Here is a 21019-nt window from a genome sequence, read left to right as displayed (position 1 = left end):
GCAATGTCTCATTTTTTTGTGATTGTACAGGCATGATCGAGATCACGGTTTTTGGAGTTTACCCACCGGCCCCGAGTTCAGACAAGCAATATATTTCTGCACCGACCGCATAACAATCTCCCGCGCATTCCCGGAAATGTTCTGCCCTTCAAAGGCACCATAGAGCCGTTCGAAGGGGACGTTTTCCAGCCGCGCGCCGATGTCAGCCACCTCACTTGCCGGCAACGGGAGCATGTTCGGGTAGCTCCACATAAACGACACCGCGTCTTTTCCAGGGGTCACCTGCAGGATATCCCCCGCCAGCAGCGTGCCACCGGCGCGGTTCCAGTACAGCACCGTGCCTCCGGCAAAATGGCCGCCCAGCCTGTGCAGCGTCACGTCCGGGGCGATCTCAAGCGAGTCCCCTTCCCAGAAGCGCAGAGCCGGGCTGCTTCTCATCACCCACTCGCGATCGCTGGCGTGCAGGTACACCGGGGCGTTAAAGGCCTCTGCCCAGTCCTGCATGGTGGTGTAATAGTGCGGGTGCGAAATGGCGATAGCGTCGATCCCGCCGAGCGCGGTTATCAGCGCGTGGGTGGCGGGGTCGAGGTTGGCGATGCAGTCCCACAGCACGTTCCCCTGCGGGGTGCGCAACAGGATCGCGCGCTGGCTAATGGCAAATGCGGGCACGGTTTTGATCGTTAGCAGGTCGGGTTCGATCTGTTGCCACTTGTTGGTATGGGTGCGGGTCAGGGTGGCAAAATCTACCCACGCCTGGCCCGTCGCGGGCACGTACTGGCGTTCATCGTCGCAGATGGCGCAGCGTTGGGGTTCTCGGGGCGCGTCATAGGACGTGCCGCAGGTTTTACATAAGACGATCATCACTCCTCCTGAGCGCGGGTGAGTCATCAGTATGGCAAGGATTATCCTTATGTGCGCTGGGGTGCCTCATCCCATTCTTTTGCTCTATAATACGACCTGGAACAATAACCGAACAAAGCAGGTAAATGATGGAAATTGATCTCAACAATCTGGTGTTTGACGGGCTGGATGAAGCCGAAGAACGTAACGCTGAACGCCTTGAAGATGCGGATAAAAAAGCGCAGGCGATTGTCGCGGACGATGATTGCGGCGACGCCTGCAAGATCTGATGTAAAACGCCGGGTGGCGGCTTGCGCCTTACCCGGCCTACAAAACCGTAGGCCCGCGCAAGCGAAGCGCCGCCGGGCGATTGACTACGACTTCGTCAGGCTTTCAATCGCCTGCTGGGCACAGGCTTCATCCAGATGCCCGCCCGGCGCACCGCCAATACCGATGGCACCAATCACCTCATCACCCTCTTTCACCGGCAGCCCACCCGCCAGTAACAGGAAACCCGGGATATCTTTTAAGTTTTGCGCGCCCGCATTGCTCTGGGCCGACTCCATCACTTTCCCCGACGCGTTTTTGGTGCTGAGCGCGGTGAAGGCTTTCATCTCGCTGGCTTTCAGGGTATGTGGACCGGCGTTATCGGTGCGCTGTACCGCTTTCACCATCCCGGCACGATCCACCACCGTGACGCTGACCTGATAATTTTTGGCCGTGCAGGCCTGAATCGCCGCGCTGGCTAACGCATTCGCCTGGGTCAGGGAGAGACTCTTTTGCGTCACGGACTGTGCCTGCGCCGATACGCTAACCATCCCTGCTACACACACTGCCGCCATCATTAACTTTTTCATCGCACATCCTCTGGTAAGTGGAAACAGATGCAGCGTATCGAAGCGGGCGAAGAAATGTTATTCGGTTGACTACGGGGTGATCCTGGTAGTTATACGGATTGCAATTTGTCGTATTCCCGGATGGCCTGCACCAGGCTGGAAACGCCCAGCTTGAGGAACACCGCCGCCCGGTGCGCTTCCACCGTTCGGGGGGAGAGATTCAGCCGGGCGGCTACCTCTTTATTACTGCTGCCTTCCATTAACGCCAGCAGCACTTCATGCTCCCGGGAGGTGAGTTGCTCAAACAGCGCCTTTACGCGTTTCGCCTCATGCCATACCCCCACGCGCCGCTGGCTCTCGGCGAGCGCGGCGGTGATGGACTCGATCAGCTTGTCGGCGTCCAGCGGCTTGGTGAAGAACTCAAACACCCCGTTGTGAAACGCGCGGCGGCAGGCATCAATGGTGCCGTGACCGGTCATCAGGATCACCGGCAGCAGCGGCCACGGCCATTTCCCCTCTTCCAGCCAGGCTAACCCGCCTTTGCCCGGCATGCGCATGTCCAGCAGCAGGCAGCCGGCCAGCTCTTTTCCCGCCTCCTGCGCGGCGCTAAAGGCGGCAATACTCTCAAAGGGCTCCACGCGCCAGTTCATCCCGGAAAAAAGAAACACCAGCGACTCCCTGACTGACGCATCATCATCAATTAACCAGATGACGTTATCCATGGTCCTGACTCCTGTGGTGAGCAAACTGCAATCTGATCCTGGCTCCGCCTTCCGGCGCATTGTCCAGCGCGATGGTGCCGTTCATTCGGGTAACTAAAGACTCCGTTAAGGTCATCCCCAGCCCCGTACCGCCCTCCCGCCCGCTGTAAAAAGGCATAAAGGCGTTGTGGAGTGCTTCCGGGGTAAAGCCCGGTCCGCCGTCGGCGATCTCGACGTGCACACGTTCGCCCTCACGATGGCTGCGGATATGCACCCAGCCCGCCGCGCGGTCCTGCTGGGCCTGAATGGCGTTGCTGAGCAGGTTGTGCAGCACCTGCTCCAGCCACAGCCGGTCGGCGCAGAGGGTTCGGGCATCGGCGGCAAAATCATGGGTAAGGCGAATATGTCTGGCGGTGCGTTCGTGCTCCAGCAGGTTGCCGACGTGCTGCCAGCACTCGGCGAGATCCACTTCACCTAAGGTGACGGCATCCTGGGTAACGTGCTCGCGAAAGCGGGTCAGCAGCTCGCTAATCCGCCGGGTCTGCACCAGCGCCGAGCCCAGGGCCTGGGACACCGCTGCGGGGTTATCCTGATCCAGCTGGCGCTGCGCGCCCTGGATCCAGGTCTGAACGGCCGTCAGGGGCTGGTTGATCTCATGCACGATGCCCGCGGTGATCTCCCCCAGGGTATTGAGCCGGGCGTGTTGATAGTACCAGGCGCGCCGATCGGCATTCTGGCGCTGCTTACGCTGCCAGAGGATCAGCCCCCCTGCCGCCACCACAATAGCCCAGCCGACAAACAGCAGGAAAAACGGCAGCAGCGTCACGTTCAGCCACGCCGGTCGGGCGTCGGCCAGCAGCACGAAGGGTTGAGTATGCTGGGGAAATTGCCGTTGCCAGTGCCAGAAGGCGTCCGTGGATGGGGACGGCAAATGGCCAGTAAGATCCAGGGTGATGCGGGTAAACCTGGGCCAGGCGTTGATGACCGGCGCGAGGTCGATCAGCACCCGGATCTGCCGCCAGGGGTTGTAGAGCCAGTACTGCGTGCCGGACAGGGGTTCAACCCGGGCGGCGTCGAGGGCACGTCCCTGGGTCTTTTGCAAGCCAAGTATCTGCGGGAATTTTTTGCCCAGCGCCGCCAGATCTTCATCGCCATTTAACAGCGGCAGCACCGATTCATTCTGGGTGAGAACTGCGCCGATCTCCGTAAACGCCGTGGAAAATTCACGGTCGAGTTCCCAGAACTGGCGGCGGATCAGTTCGGCATACAGCAGCACGCTGCTGAGCAGGCAGAGCATCAGCCAGATCAGAAGCCCACGCTGGAGAAATTTTTTGCTGTTCATTTATTTAACTGGCGCTGGAGGAAGACGCCAGAGACCTTAGCAGGAAGCTAAGCCGGGGACAAAACTTGCGGTGATTTTTGGATGTCAGCGTCCAGAATGGCAGGCGGTGCGGTGAAGAACGCACACCTCATTCCAGTAGGTTTCCCGCACCTGGCGGTGTTCAGCGTGACGTTTTGTCATGGAACCACTCCGGATCGATGTTGGCGATATCCACGCCATACAGGCTGGCTGCCGGCAGAATGGATTCAATAATACGCTGCGCGCTGTTCTCTTCCGATCTTGCGGTAAAAAACCGCCGTAACGTACTCATCAGTTTGCCCATTGCCTTGTCCTCGTTTGCTCAGCCTGAATGCAGTTAACCAGCATTCTGCCCCCCTGAGAAATACCGATTCCGGCAGAGGATTTGCGCCAGACGCAAAAGCAGTTTTCTTTTACCGCCATGTAACACGCTGTTCACTAATGAGTTTTTTCATATAGCAAAGTCAATATTGGCATTTGGCGACCAGGGCCGGTTATGGGAGCGTATGAAGACAAAACAAGAACAGGTGCAGAGGAATTTATGGCAATACACACAAAACGGGCGCTGGTACTGGCTTTACTGGCCGCAGGCGGGATCCTTTCTGCAGAGGTGCAGGCCGACCAGCTGGCGGATATCAAGGCGGCGGGGGTCGTTAAGGTCGCCACCTTCGATGCCAACCCGCCGTTTGGCTCGATAGACGCGAAAAGTCACGAGATCGTCGGCTATGACGTCGATTTTGCTAAAGCGCTGGCGAAAACCCTCGGGGTAAAACTGGAGCTGGTCGCCACCAACCCGGCGAACCGCATCCCGCTGTTACAGTCCGGCAAGGCGGATCTGATCGTGGCCGATATCACCATCACCCCGGAGCGCGCTCAGGTGATTGATTTTTCAACGCCGTACTTTGTTACCGGACAGCAGTTCCTGGTCCCGGCCAGCGGCGCGGATAAACTCGACGCCTACAGCAAGGCGCGTATCGGGGCGGTGAAAGGTACCACCGGGGAGCAGGCGCTGCATCAGCGCTTCCCGCAGTCCCGCGTGCTCTCCTATGACGATATTCCGCTGGCGCTGACGGCGTTGCGCAACGGCAACGTGCAGGCGATCACTCAGGACAGCACCATTCTGGCGGGGCTGCTGGCCCAGGCACCGGATAAGGCGAATTTTAAAATTCTTCCGGACCTGCTGAGTAAAGAGGAGATTGGCGTCGGGGTGAAAAAAGGCGAAACCGCGCTGCTGAAGGTGGTGAACGATGAGCTGGTGAAGCTGGAGAACAACGGCGACGCGGCAAAAATCTACGATGTCTGGTTTGGCCCACAGACGCCCTCCCCGCAGCCGCGCGCCTTTAAAATAGAAGCCCAGTAATATGCTGTCAGGTTTATTTTCTCGCTCCGCGGCCCGTGCCGCGGATTTTTCACATCTGGAGCAGGCCAGCGTCACCTTTAGTGACGTAGTGAAACGTTACGGCGATCGCCCAGTGCTGAAAGGCATCAACCTCAGCGTGATGCCCGGTGAAGTGGTCGCCATTCTTGGCCCGTCGGGTTCCGGCAAATCGACGCTGATCCGCCTTATCAACCAGCTGGAAGAGCTGACCTCCGGCGACATTCTGATCGACGGGAAATCCACCCGCCAGCTTCCCCGCCAGGCGCTGCGCCAGCTGCGCAGCCGGGTGGGTTTTGTCTTCCAGCAGTTCAATCTGTACAGCCATCTGACGGCGCGGCAAAACATCGCCCTGGCGCTGAAGCATGTTCACGGCTGGCAGCCAGCCGGGGCCGATGCCCGCGCCGACGCGCTGCTGGCGCAGGTGGGGATGGCGGATAAAGCCGACCACTACCCGGAGGCGTTATCCGGCGGGCAGCAGCAGCGGGTGGCCATCGCCCGCGCCCTGGCTTCCTCACCGCAGATCGTTCTGTTTGATGAGCCCACCTCGGCCCTCGATCCCGAGATGATCGGCGAAGTGCTGCTGGTGATGAAAGCCCTCGCCCACAGCGGGATCACCATGATTGTCGTCACCCATGAGATGCAGTTCGCCCGGGAGATTGCCGACCGGGTGGTGTTTATCGACGGCGGACACATTCTGGAAGTGGCTCCCCCGGCGCAGTTCTTTCAGCATCCTGAGCATCCCCGCACGCAGCGTTTTCTACAGAAGGTGCTCAATCCGCTGCATCCGGGAACGTCCTGATGCCCGCCCTCGACTGGCAGGGGGTGCTGACCGGCCAGCCTCTGACGTGGTTCCTGTCCGGTTTTCTGACCACCCTGTGGGTGACGCTCGCCGGGATGGCCGTCGCCAGCCTCATCACCCTCGTCTGCCTGGGATTGCGACTCGCCGTAGGCCGCCCTGGCGCAACGATTGTCGCCGTGTGGGTGTCGCTGTTTCGCAATACCCCGCTGCTGGTGCAGTTGCTGTTCTGGTACTTCGCCGCCTGGAACGGGCTCCCGCAGGGTTTTCGCGCCTTTGTGATGGACGATCACAGCTGGTCGGTGCTGCCGGGCCAGGTGTGGTGGTTTACGCCAGAGTTTCTCTGCTCCGCCTGGGGGCTCGGGGTCTTTACCTCGGCGTTTTTGACGGAGGAGATTAGCGCTGGCCTGCGCGCCGTCTCTGCCGGGCAACGCGAAGCCGCCGTGGCGCAGGGGTTTTCTGCCTGGCCGCTGCTGCGGCATATTCTGCTGCCGCAGGGGCTGGCCAACGCCTGGCAACCGGTTGTTGGGCAGTATCTCAACCTGATGAAACTCTCGTCCCTGGCCAGCGGCATCGGCTTTGCGGAACTGACCTATCAGGTGCGCCAGATTGAGAGCTATAACGCCCACGCGCTGGAGGCCTTCACCATCGGCACGGTGCTGTACCTGCTCACCGGCGTGGTGATGGGCATGGTGCTGACCAGACTGGGCCCCGCAAACCGGCGGCGTCAAAACGTCGCCCCAGCCACCCGGAGTGAAGAGAGATGTTAGCCGGACTGAACGTGATTACCGATAACCTGGATTACCTGCTCTGGGGGCGGGCTGCGGCCGGGGAGCCCGGCGGCGTGCTGCTGACGCTGCTGATGGCCTTCGGCGCTGCGGCGCTGGCGCTACCGGCCGGGGTTGCGCTGGCGGGGCTGGCGTGGCGTTTTCCGGGAGTGATACGCAAAACCCTGTTTGTCTGGGCGGAGATCATCCGCGGCATCCCGCTGATTTTTGTCATCTTCTGGCTGTGGTATCTGCTGCCGCTGATGACCGGCGGCGATCTGCCGGGGGCGCTGACCGTCACCCTGGCGCTGGCGTGGTTTACCGCCGCCGCGGTGATGCACTCGGTGCTGGCCGGGCTGGGGGCGTTGCCGGACGGGCAATATGAAGCGGCGCAGGCGCAGGGGTTTGGTGCGCTGCAGACCCTGGGGTTCGTTTTGCTGCCGCAGGCGTTGCGCAACACGCTGCCTTCGCTGCTGGGGATTTTTATCAGCCTGCTGAAGGACACATCGCTGGCGTTTATTGTCAATGTGCCGGAGCTGACCACCGTGGCAGGCCAGGTGAACAACCGGGTGCAGATTTACCCGGCGGCTATTTTTGTTTTTACCGGTGTGGTCTATTACCTGCTGTGCTGTGGGGTCGAACAGCTGGCAAAACGCTGGCAGCTTAACCGGCCAGCGCTTTAACGACGGTCTCCATCGCCTGGGTGGTCAGTTCACTGCGTTTCACCCGCTGGTTCGCCAGCGAGGTGCGCAGTACCCCGGCGATGACAATATGCTTTGGCTCCTGCCCTAAATCCCGCATTTCAAGCACGACTTTGCCTACCACGCGGCACATCTCCTGATACAGCGCTTCGTCTTTGGTTACATTGCCCATGACTTTCACTCCATTGCCTTAAAACGCCAGCTTAATTCATTCATCGCCCGTATACAAAAAAAGCCCGGCGAGGGACCCGCCGGGCTTTAATATCAAGCTGATAAATCAGTTGTTAACCGGGATCACCGCGCCTTTATACTTGGTGCGGATCCAGTCCTGAATCTCTTTGGAGTGCAGGACGTCTACCAGCGCCACGATGTCCTTCTTCTTCTCATCGCCACGGTGGACGGTGATGATGTTGGCGTACGGGTTGTTTTCACCGCTCTCTACCGCAATCGGGTCGTGAACCGGATCCAGACCAGCGTCGATGGCGTAGTTAGCGTTGATGACGACCGCAGCGCCTTCATCGTTGTTGTACATCTGCGGCAGCAGAGAGGCTTCAACGTTCGGGGTGAACTGCAGCTTTTTCGGGTTCTCAACGATATCGCTGATGCGCGCGGTCACTTTGTCGATGCCCGGCTTCAGCTTGATCACGCCCTCTTTCTCGAAGATAGAGAGGATACGACCCTCTTCAGAGACCGCATCACGCATGATGATTTTGCCGCCTTCCGGCAGATCTTTCAGCGACTTGTACTTTTTAGAGTAGATACCGATCGGCTCGATGTGGATCGCACCGGCGCTGACGAAATCGTACTCTTTATCCCCGGCGTGATCTTTCAGCACGCTGTTCAGGTAAGGGATGTGCTGGAAGTAGTTGGCGTCGATGTCGCGACCCGCCAGGGCGGTGTTCGGCAGGATGTAGTCCTGGAACGGTTTGATCTCAAGATCGATACCCTGTTTCGCCAGAATCGGCTTCGCCTGCTCCAGAATTTCGGCGTGCGGCGTGTTGGACGCGCCCACGGTCAGGGTGTCAGCCCAGGAGGCAAAGCTCAGGGCGCTCAGGGTTGCTGCGGCGATCAACGTCAGTGTCTTTTTCATGATGATGGTTCCTGTGTGTTATTCGTGTTTATCTTTTATCTAACAGTGAAGTAATGATGTCGCCGCAGAACTGGATAATGAAAACGATGATCAAAATGGTCACCGTTGCCACCAGCGTGACGTCACCATGGTTGCGCTGGAATCCTTCCAGATAAGCCAGATTTCCCAGACCACCGGCACCAATCACCCCTGCCATGGCGCTGTAGCTCACCAGGGCAATCAGCGTCACCGTGATCCCCGAGACCAGGGCTGGCGATGATTCCGGCAGTAAAACCCGAAAAATTAAGGTACTCAGACGGGCCCCCATCGAGCGCGTCGCTTCGATCACCCCTTTGTCCACTTCACGCAGGGCAATCTCCACCAGACGGGCATAGAACGGCGCGGCACCGACAATCAGCGCGGGCAGTGCGGCGTTCGCCCCGAGGATGGTCCCCACCACGGTTTTGGTGAAGGGGATCAGCAGCACAATCAAAATAATGAACGGGATAGAGCGGAACACGTTCACCACAATCGAAATGATGCTGTAGACCGTGCGGTTGTGGAACATCCCACCGCGGGCGGTTAAAAACAGCGCCAGGCCGAGGACCAGACCCAGTACAAAGGTGGCGACGCCGGAGAGCGCCGTCATGTACAGCGTTTCCAGGGTGGCGGCCCAGAGCTGGTCCCATTTCAGGTGCGGGAAGAGATTCTCAGCCATGTTTAATTACCTCGCCTTCAATATCACTGTGCTGCAAATCGGCGAGGATATTGTTCAGTTGTTCTTCCGTTGCCACCACGTGCAGCCAGAGCTGGCCGAATACGCCGTGAGCGGTTTGCGTCATTTTGCCGTGCAGGATGTTAAACGGCAGGCCGTAGCGCAGCGTCAGTTCTCCCACCACCGGCTTATGGGTGCTGTGCCCGGTAAAGGTCAGCTTGATGACGGTGCCTTCCAGATCGTTTGCCAGCTCGGTATTGAAGGTCTCTTCTTCCGCATACTGGCTCACCTGGCGCACAAACTGTTGCGTAATCGGCTGCTGCGGGTGGGTAAAGACCTGCAGTACCTCGCCCTCCTCCACCACCTTGCCGTTTTCCATCACCGCCACGCGGTCGCAGATTTTGCGCACCACGTGCATCTCATGGGTGATGAGCACGATGGTCAGCTTAAAACGACGGTTAATGTCGAGGAGCAGATCGAGGATCTGATCGGTGGTCTGCGGGTCCAGCGCCGAGGTGGCCTCATCGCAGAGCAGCACATCAGGGTTATTCGCCAGCGCGCGGGCAATGCCGACACGCTGCTTTTGTCCGCCGCTCAGCTGGGACGGATAGGCCTGTTCGCGGCCCTTCAGCCCCACCAGCTCAACCAGTTCCGTCACGCGGGCTTTAATTTTGGCCTTTGGCACTCCGGCAATCTGCATGGAGAAAGCGATGTTCTCGCTGACGGTGCGCGACCACAGCAGGTTGAAGTGCTGAAACACCATACTGATTTTCAGCCGCGCCTGGCGCAGGGTTTCGCCTTTCGCCGCCGAGATGTCCTGGCCGTTAATGGTCACGCTGCCGGTGGTCGGTTTTTCGAGGCCGTTAAGCAGGCGGATTAAGGTGCTTTTGCCCGCGCCGCTGTAGCCAATAATTCCATAAATCTGTCCCTGCTCTATCGCCAGGTTCACGTTATCAACGGCCGTCAGCGCCACTTTTCCGTTGTCAAAAATCTTAGAAATATTCCTGAGTACTATCATTATTCGGGTAATCCGTTCGCCTGTGGCGGTTTAGCAGTATGGATGTCCAAATGATAGTAAACAGCCGTTATTAGCTTTTAAATGAATGAAAAGGAATATCTTATAACTTTGAGTGATATGCCGCGCCGCGCGCGGGAAACGCCATAATGCTAATTTTCAGCAATCAATAGTTGAGGAGCGGCAATGGGTAATCGCCATAAAAATGGGGCATTTGCCTTAAGGTTTTTCGCTGGCGCAACATCCGTGCAGCGAACCTTAACGCCTTGATAACAATCCTTTGTGAAACTGCATATAAAATTTTTGAAACGCTGTTTTCATTTTCCTTTTGCGCATCTTTCAGCGTATAATGCGCGCCAAACTCCTGATGAATGGTTTCAGCGCTTGGACTACAAAAAACAACGCACACAACTTACCCTCTCCTCCTGGGCTGAAACACAGGCACACATTCTTCTGCACGCTCAAGTGATGTCACCTATCCTTACTGCGTGCCATAAAAAATTTCGCAACACAGGTTTGACTCCGAGGCCCTGCGCCCCCGGAGCGAGAATTCCATATCCTTCCCAACTTAAAGACTAAGACTGTCATGAAAAAGACGAAAATTGTTTGCACCATCGGCCCGAAAACCGAATCTGAAGAGATGCTGACCAAAATGCTGGACGCCGGCATGAACGTGATGCGTCTGAACTTCTCTCACGGTGACTATGCTGAACACGGCCAGCGCATCCAGAACCTGCGCAACGTGATGAGCAAGACCGGTAAAAAAGCAGCAATCCTGCTGGATACCAAAGGTCCAGAAATTCGTACCATTAAACTGGAAGGCGGCAACGACGTTTCTCTGAAAGCGGGCCAGACCTTCACGTTCACCACAGACAAGTCTGTTGTCGGCAACAGCGACATCGTTGCTGTAACCTATGAAGGCTTCACCAGCGATCTGTCCGTCGGCAACACCGTTCTGGTGGACGATGGCCTGATCGGTATGGAAGTCACCGCTATCGAAGGCAAAAACGTTGTTTGTAAAGTACTGAACAACGGCGACCTGGGCGAAAACAAAGGCGTTAACCTGCCGGGCGTTTCCATCGCACTGCCAGCGCTGGCTGAGAAAGACAAACAGGACCTGATCTTCGGTTGCGAGCAGGGCGTTGACTTCGTTGCGGCGTCCTTTATCCGTAAACGTTCTGACGTCGTTGAAATCCGTGAGCACCTGAAAGCCCACGGCGGCGAAAACATCCAGATCATCTCCAAAATCGAAAACCAGGAAGGCCTGAACAACTTCGACGAAATCCTCGAAGCGTCTGACGGCATCATGGTTGCGCGTGGCGACCTGGGCGTTGAAATCCCGGTTGAAGAAGTTATTTTCGCGCAGAAGATGATGATCGAGAAGTGTGTTCGCGCGCGTAAAGTGGTTATCACCGCGACGCAGATGCTGGACTCCATGATCAAAAACCCACGTCCAACCCGCGCTGAAGCTGGCGACGTAGCCAACGCCATCCTCGACGGTACCGATGCCGTTATGCTGTCCGGTGAATCCGCGAAGGGTAAATACCCGCTGGAAGCGGTATCCATCATGGCAACCATCTGCGAACGTACCGACCGCGTGATGCAGAGCCGTCTGGACAACAACAACGACAGCCGTAAGCTGCGCATCACCGAAGCGGTGTGCCGTGGCGCGGTAGAGACTGCCGAGAAGCTGGAAGCCCCACTGATCGTCGTGGCGACTCAGGGCGGTAAATCTGCGAAAGCCGTACGTAAGTACTTCCCGAACGCGACCATTCTGGCGCTGACCACTAACGAAGTGACCGCGCGTCAGCTGGTGCTGAGCAAAGGCGTGGTTCCACACCTGGTGAAAGAGATCGCTTCTACTGACGATTTCTACCGTCTGGGTAAAGAAGTGGCCCTGCAGCTGGTTGAGCGTGGCCTGGCGCAGAAAGGCGACGTAGTGGTAATGGTTTCAGGTGCGCTGGTTCCAAGCGGCACCACTAATACCGCATCTGTTCACGTCCTGTAATAATACCGAACGAATTAATTTGTTTAAAAAGCGTCCTTCGGGGCGCTTTTTTTATTTCCGCTATCAGCCAAACTTATTAAAAAAGCAAATCGGGTTTTTCTATTTAACGGGTACGTTTTCTAAGATGAATCCGATGAAAATTGTCTGTTTTAACACAACATTTTTGACGAAATAGTCAAAACAGGTGTTTCTTTGAGCGAACGATCAAAAATAGGCATATTCCCATCAAAAAAATATTCTCAACCTAAAAAACTTTGTGTAATACTTGTAACGCTACATGGAGATTAACTCAATCTAGAGGGTATTAATAATGAATCGTACTAAACTGGTACTGGGCGCGGTAATCCTGGGTTCTACTCTGCTGGCAGGTTGCTCCAGCAATGCTAAAATCGATCAGCTGTCTTCTGACGTTCAGACTCTGAACGCTAAAGTTGACCAGCTGAGCAACGACGTGAACGCAATGCGTTCCGACGTTCAGGCTGCTAAAGATGACGCAGCACGCGCTAACCAGCGTCTGGACAACCAGGCTACTAAATACCGTAAGTAATAGTACCTGTGTTAATAAAATGGCGCACATTGTGCGCCATTTTTTTTTGCCCCGCATTTTGCTCTACTGAATCGCCTGCTCCTGCCCACCTTGTGATGCCGCCACCGGCAAGCGCGTGTTCTGCGCCGACAGCCCCGTACTGTTCACCGCCTGTCCGGCTCCTGTTGATACCACTACCGGGATACCTGCCCGACGCGACAAGGCTTTATTCACCAGCAGCTTATCGCTGCCGCCCTGCGAGACAAATGACGTAAAGGCGCTGGACTGCGCGATTGACACCGTCTGTGGGTTTTCTCCCTCTACCATTGCCAGCGGACGATGCACTTCAACGTAGCGCTTACCGTCCGGCTCAACCGAGAACTTCACCGGCTCATTGATGATCTGCACCCGCGTACCGACCCGGGTCTGGGCGAAAAGCGCTTTGATATCCGGGGCGTTCATGCGCATACAGCCGGAGCTGACGCGCAACCCGACGCTGTCCGGCGCGCTGGTGCCATGGATCAGGTATTCACCGTTGCCTATGCCCAGACGCAGCGCAAAGCGTCCTAACGGGTTATTAGGCCCTGCGGGTACCACCGGGGGCAGTTTGATGCCCTGCGCCAGCGAGCGCGCTCTGATGCCCGCCGTTGGCGTCCAGGTCGGATTCGGGATCTTCTGGCTGATTCGCGTGGTGGACACCGGCGTCTCCAGCCCCAGTTGGCCAATCCCCAGCGGATAGACCTGCACGCTGTTTTCACCCGGCGGATAGTAGTAGAGCCGCAGCTCCGCCAGGTTCACCACAATCCCTTCCCGGGGGGTATCCGGCAGCAGCATCTGCGACGGAATGGTGATGACCGTTCCCGGCGCCGGATAAACCGGGGCGATGGTATTATTGGTTTCGAGTATTAAATGCGCAGCGGTATTAAACCGACGCGCTATTGCCTGCAGGTTATTATCACCTTCCTGAACAATATACGTCTGGTTTTGCCCGATAAGCCGGCTGCCCGCCGGTGGCAAAGGATAATCCACCGCCCAGGCGCTATTAAGCGCGCTAAGCGAACCAAAAAGAATGAGAGTTAATAGAGACGCGCGCTTCATACTGAGATTCCTTATTCACTGACGGATCGTCAGAAAGCTGAAAAATCCGCGAGGCGGGAGCCGTCTCGCGGAACAGAATGAGGGCTGTTTAGATAGTTTAGCTAATGTTGGCGGCTTTGGAGCGGATTGCGCGGATCATCGCCTCAAGCCCCTGAGAACGGGACGGCGTTAAATGCTGGGTGAGCGCCATTTTTTCAAACCACGGGCGGACGTCAAAGGCGACAATATCCTGAGGGGACATCTGCTGATATAAAATAAACACGACGGCAATAAGGCCTTTCACTATTGCCGCATCACTGTCGCCCGCTAATTCAATCATCCCGGCTTCATTCTGGTGCATTATTATCCACACCTGGCTCTGACAGCCCTGAATACTATTTTCCGGAACATGGTCGCTTTCGCTAAGGGCAGGCAGACGCTGCCCCAGCTCGATGATGTAGAGGTACTTCTCTTCCCAGTTTGCGCAACGGGTAAAGTTGCGCAGCAATTTGTCTCTGTCTGGCAATGCAGCCATCTCTTACCCTCTTGTTAGCCCAGCAGACGGTGGATACGCTTCAGCCCTGCCACCAGTCTGTCGACCTCTTCCGTTGTGTTGTACATCACCAGCGACGCGCGGCACATCGCCGGTACCTCATAGAACGCCATCAGCGGCATGGCGCAGTGGTGTCCGGTGCGCACCGCTACGCCATAGTTATCAAGAAAACTGCCGACGTCATAGGCGTGGTGCTTGCCGAGATTAAAGGCGATGACGCCAAGGCGACCTGCCGGGCCGTACAGCGTCAGATCCGGCACGCTGGCCAGCTCCGCCAGCGCGTAGCGCATCAGCATCTGCTCATACTCGGCGATGGCATCAAGGCCAATAGCGGTCACATACTCCATCGCCGCGCCCAGCCCGATAATGCCCCCGGTGTTGGGTGTTCCCGCCTCAAAGCGCCACGGCGCGCGGGCATAGGTGGTGCCTTCGCTCAGGCTGACGGTGGCGATCATCGACCCGCCCCCTTCCCACGGCGGCATGGCCTGTAAAATCTCGTCTTTAACGTAGAGGACGCCGATGCCGGTTGGCCCGTAGAGCTTGTGCCCGGAAAAGACGTAGAAGTCGCAGTCCAGCGCCTGCACGTCCACCGTATGGTGCATCACCGCCTGGGCGCCATCGATCAACACTTTCGCCCCTGCCAGATGGGCTTTGGCGATAATCTCCGCAACCGGGTTTTCGGTGCCCAGCACGTTGGAGACCTGAGTGATGGCCACCAGCCGGGTGCGTTCATCCAGCAGGCTTTCCAGCCGCTCAAGCTGTAAGGTGCCGTCCTGAATAAGCGGGATCACCCGCAGCTCTGCCCCGACGCGCTCGCACAGCATCTGCCAGGGGACAATATTGGCGTGGTGCTCCATCTGGGTGATGATGATGTTATCCCCCGCGTGAACCTCCGCGCTGCCCCAGCTGTTCGCCACCAGGTTAATCCCCTCGGTGGTGCCGCGCACAAAGACCAGCTCCTCCGGCGAGCGGGCATTTAAGAACGCCGCCGCCCGGGTGCGGACGTTTTCCATCCGCTGGGTCGCCTCGGCGCTGAGGGTGTGGATCCCCCGGTGCACCGCCGCGTAGCCGTGCCGGTAAAATTCCGCTTCGGCCTCGATCACCTGGGCAGGCTTTTGCGCGCTGGCGGCGCTGTCGAGATAGGCAAGCGGCAGACCGTTCACTTCACGGGTCAGGACGGGAAAGTCCGCCCGCACTTTCTCTACAGGGAAATTCATGCCACACCTCCAGGCAGACGCAGGCCGATACGCGCCAGCACCTGCTGTCTTAATGTTTCATCCCCGAGGGCCTCGGTCAGTTCGGCAGCGAAGGCGTAGATGATCATCTTCTCTGCCGCCTGTTTGTCGATCCCGCGGGAGCGAAGATAGAACATCTGCTCGTCGTCGATCCGGCCCACGGTGGCACCGTGGCTGCACTTCACGTCATCGGCGTAGATTTCCAGCTGCGGTTTGGTGTCCACCTCCGCCAGGCGGCCCATCAGCAGATTGTTGTTGGTCATCTGCCCGTCGGTTTTAATAGCGTGCTGGGCCACGTTGATCAGCCCGTTAAAGACCGCGCGACCTTTGTCGCTGACGATGGTCTTATGCAGCTGACGGCTGTTGCAGTAGCCCTTGTTGTGCTCAAGCCAGGTGCGGGTGTCGCACACTTCGGTTTTCACCGGCATCGCCAGGCTGTTGATCCGCAGGGTGGTGTTTTCACCGTTCAACCGGGTGCTGGTGTTATGGCGCAGGACCGCGCCGCCCAGCAGGAAGCTGTGGCTGAACGCCGACCCATCGGCGGCCATCTGCAGATCGTTATGGGCGAAGTGGTGGCTCGCCGCATTCTCAAACGCCAGCTTGATATGGTGCAGCCGGGCGTTGGCCGCCACGTTCATGGTCAGGCGCGCGCCGGTGAAATGGCGCATGTCGTTGAGACTGACGTAATGTTCAACGATCGTGGCTTCCGCCCCCTCGGCAAGTTCCAGATGGTGGCGATAGTGAGCGGTGTTGATCTCCTCACCTGCCAGCCCCTGGGTGATATGCAGCAGGAGCAGCGGCTTCGCCGGGCAGGCGTTACGCTTCACGCTGATATGGGTCACGCTCTGGGCCAGGCTTTCGGTCAGATGCAGGAACAGCTCCGGCTGAACCGCTGTCGGCAGGTTCTGACGTTCGTCGTTGATCACCACTTCGAACCCGCTCTCATCGGTGCTATCGCTCAGATCCGCGTTAAAGCGCCCGTCGACAAAGACCAGCCGTGTGGCGTCGAGGGTCAGCGCCAGCGCATCACGGTCGCCAGGCGCTACGCTTGCCGGACGCGCCACGAATTCGCCATTGAGCAGCCCGTCCAGCGGGGTGTATTTCCAGTTTTCGTGCTTACGCGTCGGCAACCCGAGGCGCAGCATCTGCTGCAGGTGCTGTTGCGCCTGCTCCGAGCGCGTCTGGCCCTGCGCTTCAAACAGACGATGCCACTGCTGCAGCGCGTTACTGCTGTTCGCTAAGCCAGCCATAGCCCTGCTCCTCCAGCTGTTTGACCAGCGTGAAATCACCGGATTTCACAATTCGCCCCTGATAGAGCACATGCACGTAGTCAGGCTTGATGTAGTCAAGAATGCGCTGATAGTGGGTGACGATGATGAACGACCGTTTGCCGTCGCGCAGGGCGTTAACGCCGTCGGCGACGATCTTCAGGGCGTCGATATCCAGCCCGGAGTCGGTTTCATCGAGGATGCACAGTTCCGGCTCAAGCACCGCCATCTGCAGGATGTCGTTACGCTTTTTCTCCCCGCCGGAAAAACCGACGTTGACCGAACGGGTAAGCAGATCTTCCGGCATCTTCAGCAGCTGAATTTTCTCTTCCATCAGATCCTGGAAGTCGAAGCGATCCAGCTCCTCTTCGCTGCGGTATTTGCGCACCGCGTTCAGCGCGGTCTGCAGGAAGAACTGGTTGCTGACCCCCGGGATCTCCACCGGATACTGGAAGGCCATAAAGATGCCCTCTCCGGCTCTCTCTTCCGGCGACAGCTCCAGCAAATCTTTGCCCTTAAAGTCCACCGATCCGCCAACCACTTCGTAATCTTCGCGCCCGGCCAGGGTGGCCGACAGCGTACTTTTGCCGGAGCCGTTAGGGCCCATAATGGCATGCACTTCGCCCGGGCGAACCTCAAGGCTCAGGCCGCGCAGGATCGCTTTATCTTCCACACTGACCTGTAAATCTTTAATGCTTAACATGTGCTTTCCTTAATCCTTAACCGACGCTGTGTTCAAGGCTAATCGCCAGTAATTTCTGTGCTTCCACGGCAAACTCCAGCGGCAGTTCAGAGAACACATCCTTACAGAAGCCGTTCACAATCATCGAGATGGCGTCTTCTTCGCTGATCCCGCGCTGCAGGCAGTAGAAGAGCTGATCTTCGCCAATCCGCGACGTCGTCGCTTCGTGCTCCAGCTGGGCGCTGTTATTGCGGCACTCGACGTACGGGAAGGTGTGCGCCCCGCAGTCCGGGCCAATCAGCATCGAGTCGCACTGGGTAAAGTTACGCGCGTTGGTCGCCGTCGGCATGATTTTGACTAAGCCGCGGTAGCTGTTCTGGCTTTTACCCGCCGAGATCCCTTTTGAGATGATGGTCGATTTGGTGTTCTTGCCGATGTGGATCATCTTGGTGCCGGTATCGGCCTGCTGATGCCCGCTGGTCAGCGCCACGGAGTAGAACTCGCCGATGGAGTTATCCCCGCGCAGAATGCAGCTCGGGTATTTCCAGGTGATGGCGGAGCCGGTTTCCGACTGGGTCCAGGACATCTTGCTGTTCTCACCTTCGCAGAGGGCGCGTTTGGTGACGAAGTTCAGGATGCCGCCGGTGTTGTTATCCCCCGGGAACCAGTTCTGCACCGTGGAGTATTTCACTTCCGCGTCTTTATGGATGATCACTTCCACTACCGCAGCGTGCAGCTGGTAGCTGTCCCGTACCGGGGCGGAACAGCCCTCGATATAGCTGACGTAGCTGCCCTCGTCGGCGACGAGGATAGTGCGTTCAAACTGGCCGGTTTTCTCGGCGTTGATGCGGAAATAGGTGGAGAGCTCCATCGGGCAGCGCACGCCCTTCGGCACGTAGATAAAGGTGCCGTCGGAGGCCACCGCCGCATTCAGGGCGGCAAAAAAGTTGTCATTGCCCGGCACCACGGTACCGAGGTACTTCTTCACCAGCTCAGGGTGATCGTGGATGGCTTCGCCGAAGGAGCAGAAAATAATTCCCTGCTCACCCAGTTTTTCCCGGTAAGTAGTGGCCACCGACACGGAGTCGAAGATGGCGTCGACCGCCACTTCACGCCCTTCTCGCACCGGCACGCCGAGCTGTTCGAAGGCCTCTTCCACCTCTTTGCTTAAAAAGGCATTGGCCCCGGTCTGCTGCACCGCACCGGGCTCTGAGGCGCAGGTGTCGTCGCAGTTGCCGCAGGACGGCGCAGAGTAGTAGCTGTAATCCTGATAGTTCAGCTTGTCGTAGTGCGCCTTCAGCCAGTGCGGCTCTTCCATCTCCAGCCAGGCCCTGAACGCATTCAGGCGGAACTCCAGCATCCAGTCGGGTTCATTACGTTTGGCCGAAATGGCGCGAATGACCTCTTCATTAATCCCTTTTGCCAGCTCGTCGGTCTGCAATTGGGTGAAGAAGCCCTCTTTATAATTAATATGGCCACCGGACCAGGTGTTGACATCGTCAGTTGCTTCAGTATGTCGAGACATAATACCGCCTATACCCCAAAACTTTCGCCGCAGCCGCATTCGTTCTGGGCTTTCGGGTTATTGAATTTGAATAACTGGTTCAAGCCTTCGCGCACGTAATCCACTTCCGTACCGTCAATAAACGGCATCGCCTGTAGCGGCACATAGAGTCGGGCGCCGTCATGTTCAAAAACCAGATCGTCTTTCTCCGGCTGGCTGACGGTCGTCAGGACATAGCCGAAACCGGCGCAGCCGGTCTGCTTAACCCCTAACCGCACGCCAAGCATGCCTGCCTGTTTACTCACCAGCTCGCGAATGTGCGCCGCTGCGGCAGGCGTAAGCGATAATCCACGCCACGCGAAATCTGTCGGATCAAACGTTTCTGAATGCTGTTCCATAAGTCCACCTCATGTATTGCGCCCCCAGGGCATAACACCATGTTAGTGATAATGATTATCACTTCAACCCCTCAGTTGCAGGGACATTACGCTTAATCGCCCTTTTTGCTTACTTTCATTAAGCATAGACCCTGCTGACGGGCTTATCAGGCCTGAGGGTGAATGTTTAATCTGTTGATAATGCTGAGGATTACGGAAGGAAATCGGCAGAAATGGTCAAAAGCGAAAATATGTATAGAAAATGCCTATTTTTGGGATAGCTCTTTTTGCGCTCGCCTGACTGCAACGTGGCTCCTTGCATCACCCTTTACGTATCGGGTAGCGTGACCACAGAATCAGACACCCACCCATATGGGTGGGTAGTTCGGTTACACATCATGCGCCGTTACGTTCTCAGGCATTCGCGCAGCAAATTTATTTGGGTATTTTTTTCACGCATTCTGGAGAGTAGCACCTGCAGGTCGTGGTCGCTGCCCAGCTGGAATTTCTGCATAACGTCATACTTATGCGCATACACCGTTTTGTAATCGATCTGCAGCTTTTTGGCGATTTCAGGCGTCGACAGCCCCTGATACAGGCTCGCCATGATCACGGTTTGCCGGGGCGATAACGTCCGGTGATGGCAATCGGCGCAGGAGAGGCTGTCGCTCTTTTGCTCATCGCTCTGCAGGGTTTGCCATGCCGCCCGGAAAACCTGATAAAAGTCGTTTAACGGGGCATCCCGCGAGATGAAAATCATCTCTTTAAAACAGCCCGGTAACGTCTCTTTATCGTACTGTTCGCCGCTGACCAGACCAATCATCACCCCTTTATTGCGGGCCAGTAATTCGGGCGTGCAGATAAAAGGCTCGCCCCGGCAAAGAGAGAGCACAATAATATCGGCATCGCTGATGCTCTCCCGGGTAAATTCCGTAATAAAATTAACTTCCCTCAGAAATTCCGTTCTGAATAGATCGACAATGAAATTTTTTAGGGCATAACAGTAAAGTGTCTCTGTCTCTTTAATAAGCACGTTGATGGTCATCTGTTTTCTCCACTTCCTGTTTATCGTCTTTCTTATTCAGAATTAGTTGTATTCCAGCGTCGCCACCACCGCGACGCTGAGGGTGCCGGGCGTTACGCCGCCGGAAGCGGACCAGGCAATGGCCTGCATATTCATGGTAGCGGTGCGATCGGCAGCAATATTTTGGGTAACGCTGCTACCCGGGCCTTTTAAGCTCCCTGAGCTGGTTTCAATAATGCCCAGTGCGATATTCGTCGCTGAACCGCTGTTCTTGTAATAATTCGTCCCGGCCACGGGATCGGCGGTTCCGCTAAAGGTGGCCGTCACGCTTTGGGTTGCTGCCGGGCAGTCGCTAAAGGTGAGACTGAAAGGCACGGGCGTGGATGCTGAAGCCGGTGTTGCCATATTTTGTGCCTGCATGTTCCCGAGACTGACGTTTACAACCGAGTTTCCCCCGTTAAACACGCACGGGGAGGCCACAATTCTGCCTTTTACGGCGATACTGACCGCATCCGTTGCTGCCGCCCCGGCGGTAAACAGGCAGGCGAACGCGGCCGCGATGATATTGAGCGTCATCGACCTTTTCC

At 57.1% G+C, this 21019-nt stretch carries 27 protein-coding genes; 8 read left to right on the top strand and 19 right to left on the bottom strand.

What is annotated here, in order from left to right; genetic code table 11:
- Window positions 1-42 precede the first annotated feature (42 nt).
- The gene (locus ACOYA6_RS05350) at window positions 43-861 is read right to left on the bottom strand and encodes an MBL fold metallo-hydrolase (RefSeq protein ID WP_422654177.1); all 819 of its coding nucleotides are present in this window, start codon (window positions 859-861) and stop codon (window positions 43-45) included.
- A gap of 128 nt (window positions 862-989) precedes the next feature.
- Here ACOYA6_RS05350 and ACOYA6_RS05345 point away from each other — a divergent pair, with 128 nt between their 5' ends.
- A complete protein-coding gene (locus ACOYA6_RS05345; protein ID WP_032617828.1) occupies window positions 990-1130 on the top strand; it encodes a hypothetical protein in 141 nt (46 codons plus the stop codon).
- Between the two features lie 84 nt (window positions 1131-1214).
- Here the strand turns inward: ACOYA6_RS05345 and ACOYA6_RS05340 are convergent, their stop codons facing one another.
- The 4 genes from ACOYA6_RS05340 to ACOYA6_RS05325 all read right to left on the bottom strand — a co-directional run bounded on the left by ACOYA6_RS05340 (window position 1215) and on the right by ACOYA6_RS05325 (window position 4029).
- Entirely contained in the window at window positions 1215-1697 is a 483-nt protein-coding gene (locus tag ACOYA6_RS05340; RefSeq protein ID WP_422654176.1) for a GlcG/HbpS family heme-binding protein, read from the bottom strand.
- Window positions 1698-1786: 89 nt separating this feature from the next.
- Window positions 1787-2398 carry a response regulator transcription factor gene (locus tag ACOYA6_RS05335; protein WP_422654175.1) on the bottom strand — a complete coding sequence of 204 codons (612 nt, stop codon included), beginning with the start codon at window positions 2396-2398 and terminating at the stop codon, window positions 1787-1789.
- Window positions 2391-3719 (bottom strand): sensor histidine kinase, encoded by a 1329-nt coding sequence (locus tag ACOYA6_RS05330; RefSeq protein ID WP_422654174.1) that lies wholly within the window; start codon window positions 3717-3719, stop codon window positions 2391-2393. The genes ACOYA6_RS05335 and ACOYA6_RS05330 overlap by 8 nt, the downstream gene beginning before the upstream one ends.
- A 160-nt stretch (window positions 3720-3879) precedes the next feature.
- A complete protein-coding gene (locus tag ACOYA6_RS05325) occupies window positions 3880-4029 on the bottom strand; it encodes a hypothetical protein (protein WP_341932653.1) in 150 nt (49 codons plus the stop codon).
- 249 nt (window positions 4030-4278) lie between these two features.
- Between ACOYA6_RS05325 and ACOYA6_RS05320 the strand changes: the two genes are divergently transcribed.
- Genes ACOYA6_RS05320 through ACOYA6_RS05305 form a run of 4 tightly spaced genes read left to right on the top strand, consistent with a single transcriptional unit; the run spans window position 4279 to window position 7361 of the window.
- Window positions 4279-5097 (top strand): ABC transporter substrate-binding protein, encoded by an 819-nt coding sequence (locus ACOYA6_RS05320; RefSeq protein WP_422654173.1) that lies wholly within the window; start codon window positions 4279-4281, stop codon window positions 5095-5097.
- Between the two features lies 1 nt (window position 5098).
- On the top strand, window positions 5099-5914 hold the full coding sequence (locus ACOYA6_RS05315; protein ID WP_422654172.1) for an amino acid ABC transporter ATP-binding protein: 816 nt from the start codon (window positions 5099-5101) through the stop codon (window positions 5912-5914).
- Window positions 5914-6681, top strand: coding sequence for an amino acid ABC transporter permease (locus tag ACOYA6_RS05310; protein WP_422654171.1), 768 nt, complete (start codon window positions 5914-5916; stop codon window positions 6679-6681). Before ACOYA6_RS05315 ends, ACOYA6_RS05310 begins: the two co-directional genes overlap by 1 nt.
- Window positions 6675-7361 (top strand): amino acid ABC transporter permease, encoded by a 687-nt coding sequence (locus ACOYA6_RS05305; protein WP_039029112.1) that lies wholly within the window; start codon window positions 6675-6677, stop codon window positions 7359-7361. The genes ACOYA6_RS05310 and ACOYA6_RS05305 overlap by 7 nt, the downstream gene beginning before the upstream one ends.
- Here the strand turns inward: ACOYA6_RS05305 and fumD are convergent.
- From fumD to ACOYA6_RS05280, 5 genes are all read right to left on the bottom strand, one after another.
- Complete coding sequence (gene fumD / locus ACOYA6_RS05300) at window positions 7342-7551, bottom strand: fumarate hydratase FumD (RefSeq protein WP_032617775.1); 210 nt, start codon at window positions 7549-7551, stop codon at window positions 7342-7344. The two genes, ACOYA6_RS05305 and fumD, sit on opposite strands and share 20 nt — an antisense overlap.
- Window positions 7552-7656: 105 nt before the next feature.
- Window positions 7657-8469, bottom strand: a complete 813-nt coding sequence (locus tag ACOYA6_RS05295; protein ID WP_039029111.1) for a MetQ/NlpA family ABC transporter substrate-binding protein — start codon at window positions 8467-8469, stop codon at window positions 7657-7659.
- A gap of 28 nt (window positions 8470-8497) precedes the next feature.
- Entirely contained in the window at window positions 8498-9166 is a 669-nt protein-coding gene (locus ACOYA6_RS05290) for a methionine ABC transporter permease (RefSeq protein ID WP_422654170.1), read from the bottom strand.
- Window positions 9159-10181, bottom strand: a complete 1023-nt coding sequence (locus ACOYA6_RS05285) for a methionine ABC transporter ATP-binding protein (RefSeq protein WP_039029110.1) — start codon at window positions 10179-10181, stop codon at window positions 9159-9161. The genes ACOYA6_RS05290 and ACOYA6_RS05285 overlap by 8 nt, the downstream gene beginning before the upstream one ends.
- 163 nt (window positions 10182-10344) lie before the next feature.
- The gene (locus ACOYA6_RS05280; RefSeq protein ID WP_072036632.1) at window positions 10345-10587 is read right to left on the bottom strand and encodes a hypothetical protein; all 243 of its coding nucleotides are present in this window, start codon (window positions 10585-10587) and stop codon (window positions 10345-10347) included.
- Between ACOYA6_RS05280 and ynhH the strand changes: the two genes are divergently transcribed.
- The 3 genes from ynhH to lpp all read left to right on the top strand — a co-directional run bounded on the left by ynhH (window position 10482) and on the right by lpp (window position 12733).
- Complete coding sequence (ynhH, locus tag ACOYA6_RS05275; protein WP_422654504.1) at window positions 10482-10757, top strand: protein YnhH; 276 nt, start codon at window positions 10482-10484, stop codon at window positions 10755-10757. The two genes, ACOYA6_RS05280 and ynhH, sit on opposite strands and share 106 nt — an antisense overlap.
- A gap of 7 nt (window positions 10758-10764) precedes the next feature.
- On the top strand, window positions 10765-12186 hold the full coding sequence (pykF, locus tag ACOYA6_RS05270) for a pyruvate kinase PykF (protein WP_039029109.1): 1422 nt from the start codon (window positions 10765-10767) through the stop codon (window positions 12184-12186).
- Window positions 12187-12496: 310 nt separating this feature from the next.
- On the top strand, window positions 12497-12733 hold the full coding sequence (lpp, locus tag ACOYA6_RS05265) for a murein lipoprotein Lpp (RefSeq protein WP_001082307.1): 237 nt from the start codon (window positions 12497-12499) through the stop codon (window positions 12731-12733).
- 63 nt (window positions 12734-12796) lie between these two features.
- On the opposite strand, the gene ldtE is transcribed toward lpp, so the two are convergent.
- From ldtE to ACOYA6_RS05220, 9 genes are all read right to left on the bottom strand, one after another.
- Window positions 12797-13810 (bottom strand): L,D-transpeptidase LdtE, encoded by a 1014-nt coding sequence (ldtE, locus tag ACOYA6_RS05260; RefSeq protein WP_039029108.1) that lies wholly within the window; start codon window positions 13808-13810, stop codon window positions 12797-12799.
- Between the two features lie 97 nt (window positions 13811-13907).
- Complete coding sequence (gene sufE, locus ACOYA6_RS05255) at window positions 13908-14324, bottom strand: cysteine desulfuration protein SufE (RefSeq protein ID WP_039029107.1); 417 nt, start codon at window positions 14322-14324, stop codon at window positions 13908-13910.
- A gap of 14 nt (window positions 14325-14338) precedes the next feature.
- Window positions 14339-15559 (bottom strand): cysteine desulfurase SufS, encoded by a 1221-nt coding sequence (gene sufS, locus ACOYA6_RS05250; RefSeq protein WP_422654169.1) that lies wholly within the window; start codon window positions 15557-15559, stop codon window positions 14339-14341.
- Entirely contained in the window at window positions 15556-16827 is a 1272-nt protein-coding gene (sufD, locus tag ACOYA6_RS05245) for a Fe-S cluster assembly protein SufD (protein ID WP_422654168.1), read from the bottom strand. The genes sufS and sufD overlap by 4 nt, the downstream gene beginning before the upstream one ends.
- Window positions 16802-17548: a Fe-S cluster assembly ATPase SufC gene (gene sufC, locus ACOYA6_RS05240; protein WP_039029104.1), complete on the bottom strand. Its 747-nt coding sequence runs from the start codon at window positions 17546-17548 to the stop codon at window positions 16802-16804. Before sufC ends, sufD begins: the two co-directional genes overlap by 26 nt.
- Window positions 17549-17564: 16 nt before the next feature.
- The gene (gene sufB / locus ACOYA6_RS05235) at window positions 17565-19052 is read right to left on the bottom strand and encodes a Fe-S cluster assembly protein SufB (RefSeq protein WP_139564855.1); all 1488 of its coding nucleotides are present in this window, start codon (window positions 19050-19052) and stop codon (window positions 17565-17567) included.
- A gap of 8 nt (window positions 19053-19060) precedes the next feature.
- Entirely contained in the window at window positions 19061-19429 is a 369-nt protein-coding gene (gene sufA / locus ACOYA6_RS05230) for a Fe-S cluster assembly scaffold SufA (protein WP_039029102.1), read from the bottom strand.
- 385 nt (window positions 19430-19814) lie between these two features.
- Complete coding sequence (locus ACOYA6_RS05225) at window positions 19815-20453, bottom strand: LuxR C-terminal-related transcriptional regulator (protein WP_422654167.1); 639 nt, start codon at window positions 20451-20453, stop codon at window positions 19815-19817.
- A 42-nt stretch (window positions 20454-20495) separates the two neighbouring features.
- Entirely contained in the window at window positions 20496-21008 is a 513-nt protein-coding gene (locus ACOYA6_RS05220; protein WP_422654166.1) for a fimbrial protein, read from the bottom strand.
- Window positions 21009-21019 lie beyond the last annotated feature (11 nt).

The sequence above is a fragment of the Leclercia barmai genome (genome assembly GCF_049312895.1).
In the GTDB taxonomy this organism is placed as follows: Bacteria; Pseudomonadota; Gammaproteobacteria; order Enterobacterales; family Enterobacteriaceae; genus Enterobacter; species Enterobacter barmai.
Note: the sequence above shows the minus strand (reverse complement) of the source record. Positions and strands in the feature narration are given on the sequence as shown.

Coding starts and splice junctions, on each gene's coding strand:
- ACOYA6_RS05350 (WP_422654177.1), bottom strand. CDS start 861: ATGATCGTCTTATGTAAAACCTGCGGCACGTCCTATGACGCGCCCCGA.
- ACOYA6_RS05345 (WP_032617828.1), top strand. CDS start 990: ATGGAAATTGATCTCAACAATCTGGTGTTTGACGGGCTGGATGAAGCC.
- ACOYA6_RS05340 (WP_422654176.1), bottom strand. CDS start 1,697: ATGAAAAAGTTAATGATGGCGGCAGTGTGTGTAGCAGGGATGGTTAGC.
- ACOYA6_RS05335 (WP_422654175.1), bottom strand. CDS start 2,398: ATGGATAACGTCATCTGGTTAATTGATGATGATGCGTCAGTCAGGGAG.
- ACOYA6_RS05330 (WP_422654174.1), bottom strand. CDS start 3,719: ATGAACAGCAAAAAATTTCTCCAGCGTGGGCTTCTGATCTGGCTGATG.
- ACOYA6_RS05325 (WP_341932653.1), bottom strand. CDS start 4,029: ATGAGTACGTTACGGCGGTTTTTTACCGCAAGATCGGAAGAGAACAGC.
- ACOYA6_RS05320 (WP_422654173.1), top strand. CDS start 4,279: ATGGCAATACACACAAAACGGGCGCTGGTACTGGCTTTACTGGCCGCA.
- ACOYA6_RS05315 (WP_422654172.1), top strand. CDS start 5,099: ATGCTGTCAGGTTTATTTTCTCGCTCCGCGGCCCGTGCCGCGGATTTT.
- ACOYA6_RS05310 (WP_422654171.1), top strand. CDS start 5,914: ATGCCCGCCCTCGACTGGCAGGGGGTGCTGACCGGCCAGCCTCTGACG.
- ACOYA6_RS05305 (WP_039029112.1), top strand. CDS start 6,675: ATGTTAGCCGGACTGAACGTGATTACCGATAACCTGGATTACCTGCTC.
- fumD (WP_032617775.1), bottom strand. CDS start 7,551: ATGGGCAATGTAACCAAAGACGAAGCGCTGTATCAGGAGATGTGCCGC.
- ACOYA6_RS05295 (WP_039029111.1), bottom strand. CDS start 8,469: ATGAAAAAGACACTGACGTTGATCGCCGCAGCAACCCTGAGCGCCCTG.
- ACOYA6_RS05290 (WP_422654170.1), bottom strand. CDS start 9,166: ATGGCTGAGAATCTCTTCCCGCACCTGAAATGGGACCAGCTCTGGGCC.
- ACOYA6_RS05285 (WP_039029110.1), bottom strand. CDS start 10,181: ATGATAGTACTCAGGAATATTTCTAAGATTTTTGACAACGGAAAAGTG.
- pykF (WP_039029109.1), top strand. CDS start 10,765: ATGAAAAAGACGAAAATTGTTTGCACCATCGGCCCGAAAACCGAATCT.
- lpp (WP_001082307.1), top strand. CDS start 12,497: ATGAATCGTACTAAACTGGTACTGGGCGCGGTAATCCTGGGTTCTACT.
- ldtE (WP_039029108.1), bottom strand. CDS start 13,810: ATGAAGCGCGCGTCTCTATTAACTCTCATTCTTTTTGGTTCGCTTAGC.
- sufE (WP_039029107.1), bottom strand. CDS start 14,324: ATGGCTGCATTGCCAGACAGAGACAAATTGCTGCGCAACTTTACCCGT.
- sufS (WP_422654169.1), bottom strand. CDS start 15,559: ATGAATTTCCCTGTAGAGAAAGTGCGGGCGGACTTTCCCGTCCTGACC.
- sufD (WP_422654168.1), bottom strand. CDS start 16,827: ATGGCTGGCTTAGCGAACAGCAGTAACGCGCTGCAGCAGTGGCATCGT.
- sufC (WP_039029104.1), bottom strand. CDS start 17,548: ATGTTAAGCATTAAAGATTTACAGGTCAGTGTGGAAGATAAAGCGATC.
- sufB (WP_139564855.1), bottom strand. CDS start 19,052: ATGTCTCGACATACTGAAGCAACTGACGATGTCAACACCTGGTCCGGT.
- sufA (WP_039029102.1), bottom strand. CDS start 19,429: ATGGAACAGCATTCAGAAACGTTTGATCCGACAGATTTCGCGTGGCGT.
- ACOYA6_RS05225 (WP_422654167.1), bottom strand. CDS start 20,453: ATGACCATCAACGTGCTTATTAAAGAGACAGAGACACTTTACTGTTAT.
- ACOYA6_RS05220 (WP_422654166.1), bottom strand. CDS start 21,008: ATGACGCTCAATATCATCGCGGCCGCGTTCGCCTGCCTGTTTACCGCC.